This is a genomic window from Nostoc sp. LEGE 12447 (assembly GCF_015206985.1).
Taxonomy (GTDB): Bacteria; Cyanobacteriota; Cyanobacteriia; order Cyanobacteriales; family Nostocaceae; genus Nostoc.
Map to the genome: position 1 here is coordinate 1 of NZ_JADEXT010000107.1, position 6,230 is coordinate 6,230.

Consider the following 6,230-nt stretch of genomic DNA (forward strand, 5'->3'; position numbering starts at 1 on the left):
TTTCTATTGCTAAATCGGAGGCGGGAGAACAAATATTACAAAATATGCCATTGCGGTTGATTGGGCGGATTGTCCCAGGCGCGGCTAATAGTTTCTCTGAGTTGCTGGGCATCCCTAGAGAAATTATCGATAAAAACGAAAGCTTTGTCCCTAATATTCAGCAGCTATATACGTTGTGGTTGCTCGACTACAACAACAAGTATGTGCGCTGTCGCTATTATCCCTCGTATCCCCTGCTGGCGTTGGTCGCTAATAGCCGAGAGGAGCAAGCCACACGAGATAAGTTCAAGAAAATTCACAGCAACAAGTTCACCTGGGTGGCAGAATTTTCTAAGTATTATGTTGACTGCATCAAACAGGGAAAACCGTTATGAAGGTACTATCATTAGCCATTCAAAATAAGTTATTGCTGGCAATCCTCACGGGTGTTGCGTCAATAGGAAGCTTTCAGGTTTGGCAATACAATCAAGCTCAATATGAAAAACGTATGAGAAACGCAAAGAATGACTGCGGGGTGTACATAGAATTGGGTGAAGATGCCGTTAGATTCAGTCCTAGTTTAAAAGCAGTGAAGTATCAAAATAAGATCCTTCCGGGGTTAGAACAACCTGGGATTAATTCGGAATCGGCTGATCCTGGAGATTACGTGATGATTTTGAGATCGCAGTCTTCCACCCTTCCGCCTAATGCAAAGCCCTTTGACGACCCCTTTTTTACGAGCTTGTTAAATAAGGAAACATTGCCAAAAACATTAATGGTTTCAGTCGTGTCCTTCGATAAATCAAAAAAACAAGCGACTGTCGAATCCTACTGTACCAAAAAACCTTTTGTAGTAGACATGGATAATTTGTATGAAAGATCCCAAACGATTGATCGTAATCTCAAGCACAGTGGTTTTGATATCCTTTTCTAGTCTCCCAGCTAACGCCCAAACAAATCAAAACCAATCTTTTCTGACTCAATTTCAACAAATTTACAGTAGTTTACAGGCTTACATTAGTAATTACCAGAAAGAGTTTTCTAAAAGTTTGGGCAAGTTGTCAGCAGAATTAAATCAGGCGATTGAGTCTAGTGTTGGAGATTTAGGTATTCCCGATCCTCTAAAAGCTGGTAAGAACATTGAGAAAGTCATAGAAAAACAAGAAGGGGATTTACTAATACTAGATCCACGCATTCAAGCTGATAATGCCATCAAGGATTGGAACCAACAATATACACGCGGACAGTCTCAATCAGTTCTTGGTGCTGAAGGACAAAAAGTCCAATCACAGGAGGCAGAAACCACTAATGATGCTACCTCCCAATCAAGCGAAAATGCTAATGCCGCTCAAGATGATGTCATCACCCAAGACATTCTCAAAAAGATGGCGACTCAAAACTTACAAAGCGCTGTGATTGCAAAATCCCTTCACTCAGAAGCTCAAAAACAATCCCGTTCTTTGGCAGTTACCAATATTAATCTTGCTGACATTTCTAGTCGCATGGATGAGCAAGCGGCGGCGAAGGATCAGGAATCTAACGCTGCTACCCGTCAAATCATCCAATCTGCCGCCGCTAACGATTCATTCTGGAAAAATCAATAATGCTGGCATTATTAACTATCCTATTTGCTCAAACTACGGGACAGCAAGCGGGGGAAAATACAGGGACTACAAACGCCGGGGAGATAGTTGAAGGGGCGGTTAATGGTGCAGACCTAATCTATAAATCCTTTGAGAATGATTGGGCTGAACTGGCATCAGGAACAAACCCAATTTATACGGCTGTTGTTGCTGTTTCTACTCTTGCTGCTGTGGTTATGATTGGTTTTGCTTCCTTTGGGTGGTATCGGAAATATGCAGAAGAAGGTTTTGGGTTTGATTTTGTCTCTGAGATGGTTTTACCTTTGCTAGTAATTGTCATGCTAAGTAACAACGGGTTCCTTCTCGCCAATACGACAATCGCGCTGAAAAATGTATCCACTGGACTAAATAGAAACATTCTAAATATTACTAGAAATGGCGTGAATTTGAGAGATGCTATCCGAAATGTCAACGCTGACCAAAGCTTTATTTTAGCCGCACAGATAGCTTTAGCTAATTGTGAAAAACTTAGTCAGGAGAAGAAAGAGGGTCAAGAGTTTAGCGAAAAACAACTTTGCATTAATAAGGCTGTAGAGGATACCAGAAAATCTGCACAGCAAGCTAGAGAAAAGACTGGCGCGGGTTCTGGAGTCGGAAGTTGGAACCCCTTAGACCTTACTGGCGAACTAATTAATAGCGCAGTTCAAGGCTTTGTTTACGTAATCCTCAGTGGACTATCAGCAGCTTTTCAATACATCGTCCAACTGTCATTTTTAATGATTGCATTCGCCGCCCCAATCTTCCTAGTTCTATCTTTGCTGCCCTTCCAAAGCAAGCCTATTTACGCTTGGCTGTCTGGCTGGTTAGGACTGACATTGGTTCTCATTTCGTACTCGATAACAGTAGGCATTATTGCCAGCGCAATAGTCTCCAAACCTTCTAGCAATCCTTTATTATTGCAACTTTTGCAAGCGATTTTCTCGCCATTACTTGCAGTAGCTATAGGCACTGGTGGCGGAATGGCTGTATTTTCAGCTTTCACTAGTGGGGTTAAATTCTCGGTGGGGTTAAGGAGATGAAATTATTAGAGAGAAAAGAGCTAAATTTCACCCCAATTTTCTTAATAGTCAATGCGGTTTTATTAATGCTTTTATTATTAATAGAAGTCGTTAATTTTGCTCGGATAGCAACGTTTTCTAAAACGAAAGCTTCGACCTTGGTAGAATTGTCTGATGGCGAATCCATCAGAGTTGTTCCTATAGGTAGCCTTGAGCGATCGCCGCAAGCTATTACGCATTTTGTCGGGCAGACAATGACTGGGCTTTTAAGTTGGAATGCTCTACCAAAGCCAAGCGATGATTACAATCCAGACCCCACCAAACAATTAAAATTAGATCCTGGGGTATCAACATCAAAAGCCAAGATTACTACTAGTGTATGGGCTTGGGGCTTTGCGTTGTCAGAAGATTTTCGCGCACCATTCCTTGAAGAGATAAGTAATCTTACGCCGCCCGATGTCTTTAATGGGTCTACGCAATCAATCCTAAAAGTTAGCCTAATCAGTCAGCCGACTCGGATTAAGGATGGGCAATGGAAAGTAGATATGGTTGGAGAGATTGTTGTTTTCCAAGGCAGTAATTTAGTCGGCAAGCCCATCTCTTTTAACAAAACTATATTCGTTAGGGCGATTGATACGGCTGCCCTGCCTAGATTTGCGTCCGATGTTCAAGAAACAGCCTCTCGCGTCCGCAAAGCTGGGCTGGAAATTTACAAAATCCAGGATTTAGATTTATGAAAAAGAACACCCAATCAGCTTTGCAAGAGGCAACTATTGAGATAGAAGAGCAAGATTTTGCCGCGATGAACGGCGCTAAAACAACAAGGGTTGACGATTCAATTCAACCCTCCGAGAACCCCGCCCCAGAAGAAATTGTTACTGCTCGAACAGTCTCGCAATCTCCACTCTTAAAAATGGGCGTTATTGCCCTGATAGTGCTTGCCTTTGTGACGATCATCGGAGCCTTGATCGGCAATTCAATGAACGCCTTGAATTTTTCCAGTAACAAGGCACAGCCGACTAAAGCTAAGGAACAAACGCCAGAAGCAGAAGTGGTGGACGAGACGGGTAAGGACAAAACAGCGCTTGCTCTGACTAGCCAAAATTACGAGCTAAAGAAGATTCGCGATCGCTTGCCAACCCCAACCCCTAGCCCAACCTTAGCCCCATCCCGAATGGCACCCGTTACCCCTCCCCTGCAACCAGTGCAGCGCATCCAGCGACCTTACCCAGTTACAAGCGTGCCTCCAACGCCTAGAACTTTTCCCACGGCTAGAGGATCGCAACCCCAGCCTCGACCCCAGCCCCAAATTGCCCAGCCGATCAGACAATCTGCTTTGGCGTTCCCAACGGCTGCAAGCAACGCCCCCACCCAAGACCCCACTCAGCAATGGCTTCTCGCTGCAAACGCTGGTAGTTTCAGGAGTTCAGGCGATGAGTCACTTGACGAAAAACCCATCAATACTAATGGAATTGAAGGAGGTACGGGAGGAGCTACACAAGTTGGACAGAACACTAGCATTAATTACAACGCTCTTCGCGTACTCGTTGGCAGCACCGCAGAGGGTAGGCTAGAAACGCCGATCGCTTGGGGCACTGGTGACGCTGGCAACCAGAATTACTTGGTGAAACTAACAAAACCCTTAAAAGCCTCAGATGGTAGGGATGTGCTAAGAGTGGGTGCTTATCTGGTTGTTCAACTAGCAGAGTCCAATGGTTCGGGCTTTGCCAAGCTGCGCGGTGTTTCAGTATTGGTCAATTCCAATGGTGATACGCAAGAAAAGCAACTCCCACCAAACGCTGTTCTGATTATGGCTTCTGATGGTGGTTTTCTAAAAGCGCAGTCCCGTAAAGGTAGCAACCTGGGTAACGATTTTATAGGAGCGATTGTTGCGGGAGTTGCCAAGGCGGCCGAAGTACAAAACCGCCCCACAACTCAAATCAGCAGCAACTCTAATGGCTTCTCTACTAGCTCCACTACCAACGAGCAAAAAGATTTATCTGCCGCTTTTGGAGAGGGTGCATTTAATAGCGTTCTCGACAATATCAAAAGCTCAAATGTCGCCCGTTCTCAAAAGTTAAGCGGTAGAGAAGAAGTATTTGTGATCGATGTTGGTAAGCCAGTGCAAATATTCGTTAATCAAACAATATCGCTCTAGTCACGATAACGTTAGGGTAACTAGAAAAAATGTTAAATAAACTCGCTATTGTTACAACCCTCTTAATAGCAACTGCCTCAAGCGTGTCGGCAATGCCCATCCGAACGGTTTATGAGAATGATGCAAACTCCAACGCTATCGAATTAAAGGTGTGGAAGGGCTACGGATTAACTATTAATTTGATGTCTACGGGAGAGACTATCAAGCAAGTTTGGATTGGTGATCCAAGTCGCTTCGCTTTTACCTCAAACGGTGGTTTATGCCAGTCATCAGGCGGTGATTCTAACTGCACAGGAGGTAAAGCGACTGTAATCTTTCTTCGCCAGATTGACCCGATCAAGTTTCCTGTTACCTCTAGCAGTAATGGAAGCACTCAAATTACAGTGCTTACCAATGAAAAACAATATCAATTTAAGATAGTCCCTGCTACTGGCAACCCAGCTTACACGAGCTTGGTAGTTAAATCGGACTCGGATCGACCCCTGCCAATTACCCGTCCGCGAACGCCACTTACCCTAACAGTTCAAAAGCCGCAATCAGCGCCATCAGACTTCCCGCAGCCCTCGCCGCCACCACAAACAATAAAAGTCCCTCTGCCTCAACCTGTTGCCTTAATGCGCCCCAATCCTGGGACTACGCTAAATGGTGCGATTCAGAGAAACGATGCTAATGCTCTCGCTTTTGGGCTAGCAGAAGCTGGGCGCAAAGGTCAGGTTCGACCCGGATCTACCACCTGGAACAAGGTGCAAGATGCTATCAAACTATTACGGCGTGGCAAGACTAGAGATGAGGCAATTTCGCTTTCTCAGGTCGATAAAACTACTTTTGATCAATTACTTGAATGGGGGCGGTTGTGAACAATTTTTCTAAATCTATTCGCCAAGAATTAGGCGATTTTCTGGATTCATGTAGGTGCGAAGGTGAGTTATGGATGTTTCCACCAATCGGCTATTTGCTGCTTTTGACTACTCTTTTGGCTGTGGGTCAGACAAAGCTTAGTCCTGCAAAAACCTACTTAAAATGGCTGTTACCCATGCCCTTTGCAACCTTAACTGTATTGCAAATAAACCAGTACAGAAAATCCAAAAAGCTGTTAGCACCAACAGGAAACGTAGTAGTCTGCCAACCCAGAAATGCTAAGTGAGGACTGGGGAAAGGGGAAAGGGAAAGGGGTAAGGGATTTGAAACCTTTCCCCCTTCCCCCTTACCCTTTACCCCGCCAAGTTCACTTGGCGAACTAGTAGAGCTACAGCAAGACAAAAGTGGATGCGAGAGTTGTGCCTATTTTCATGGGCGACAATACGACCAAGAAATCCTAATATGCACGGTACATCCACGCGGCTCCAATCAAGAACAATGTCCCGATTACTTTAACAAAAATCATGAAACTTAAGCCTTTTCTACTGGCTGCAATAGCTTCTCTAGTTCCGCTTTCCGCCTCAGTCGCACAGA

At 44.5% G+C, this 6,230-nt stretch carries 7 protein-coding genes and 1 pseudogene; all 8 read left to right on the forward strand.

What is annotated here, in order from left to right; genetic code table 11:
* Positions 1–374 (forward strand): annotated as a pseudogene (locus IQ274_RS36130) (AAA family ATPase); the annotation flags it as partial.
* Positions 371–913: a hypothetical protein gene (locus IQ274_RS36135; RefSeq protein ID WP_104902155.1), complete on the forward strand. Its 543-nt coding sequence runs from the start codon at positions 371–373 to the stop codon at positions 911–913. The pseudogene IQ274_RS36130 and the gene IQ274_RS36135, both read left to right, overlap by 4 nt.
* A complete protein-coding gene (locus IQ274_RS36140; protein WP_104902156.1) occupies positions 891–1,583 on the forward strand; it encodes a hypothetical protein in 693 nt (230 codons plus the stop codon). The genes IQ274_RS36135 and IQ274_RS36140 overlap by 23 nt, the downstream gene beginning before the upstream one ends.
* Positions 1,583–2,641, forward strand: coding sequence for a hypothetical protein (locus IQ274_RS36145; protein WP_104902157.1), 1,059 nt, complete (start codon positions 1,583–1,585; stop codon positions 2,639–2,641). The genes IQ274_RS36140 and IQ274_RS36145 overlap by 1 nt, the downstream gene beginning before the upstream one ends.
* A gap of 65 nt (positions 2,642–2,706) precedes the next feature.
* Positions 2,707–3,357 carry a hypothetical protein gene (locus tag IQ274_RS36150; RefSeq protein WP_228058639.1) on the forward strand — a complete coding sequence of 217 codons (651 nt, stop codon included), beginning with the start codon at positions 2,707–2,709 and terminating at the stop codon, positions 3,355–3,357.
* Positions 3,354–4,778, forward strand: coding sequence for a hypothetical protein (locus IQ274_RS36155; RefSeq protein ID WP_194145231.1), 1,425 nt, complete (start codon positions 3,354–3,356; stop codon positions 4,776–4,778). The genes IQ274_RS36150 and IQ274_RS36155 overlap by 4 nt, the downstream gene beginning before the upstream one ends.
* A gap of 29 nt (positions 4,779–4,807) precedes the next feature.
* On the forward strand, positions 4,808–5,635 hold the full coding sequence (locus tag IQ274_RS36160) for a hypothetical protein (protein WP_194145232.1): 828 nt from the start codon (positions 4,808–4,810) through the stop codon (positions 5,633–5,635).
* Complete coding sequence (locus tag IQ274_RS36165) at positions 5,632–5,922, forward strand: hypothetical protein (protein ID WP_194145233.1); 291 nt, start codon at positions 5,632–5,634, stop codon at positions 5,920–5,922. The genes IQ274_RS36160 and IQ274_RS36165 overlap by 4 nt, the downstream gene beginning before the upstream one ends.
* Positions 5,923–6,230 lie beyond the last annotated feature (308 nt).

Bases quoted from the DNA above. Each gene is read 5' to 3' on its own strand.
- IQ274_RS36155 (WP_194145231.1), top strand. From the start codon at position 3,354: ATGAAAAAGAACACCCAATCAGCTTTGCAAGAGGCAACTATTGAGATA.
- IQ274_RS36160 (WP_194145232.1), top strand. From the start codon at position 4,808: ATGTTAAATAAACTCGCTATTGTTACAACCCTCTTAATAGCAACTGCC.
- IQ274_RS36145 (WP_104902157.1), top strand. From the start codon at position 1,583: ATGCTGGCATTATTAACTATCCTATTTGCTCAAACTACGGGACAGCAA.
- IQ274_RS36150 (WP_228058639.1), top strand. From the start codon at position 2,707: ATGCTTTTATTATTAATAGAAGTCGTTAATTTTGCTCGGATAGCAACG.
- IQ274_RS36135 (WP_104902155.1), top strand. From the start codon at position 371: ATGAAGGTACTATCATTAGCCATTCAAAATAAGTTATTGCTGGCAATC.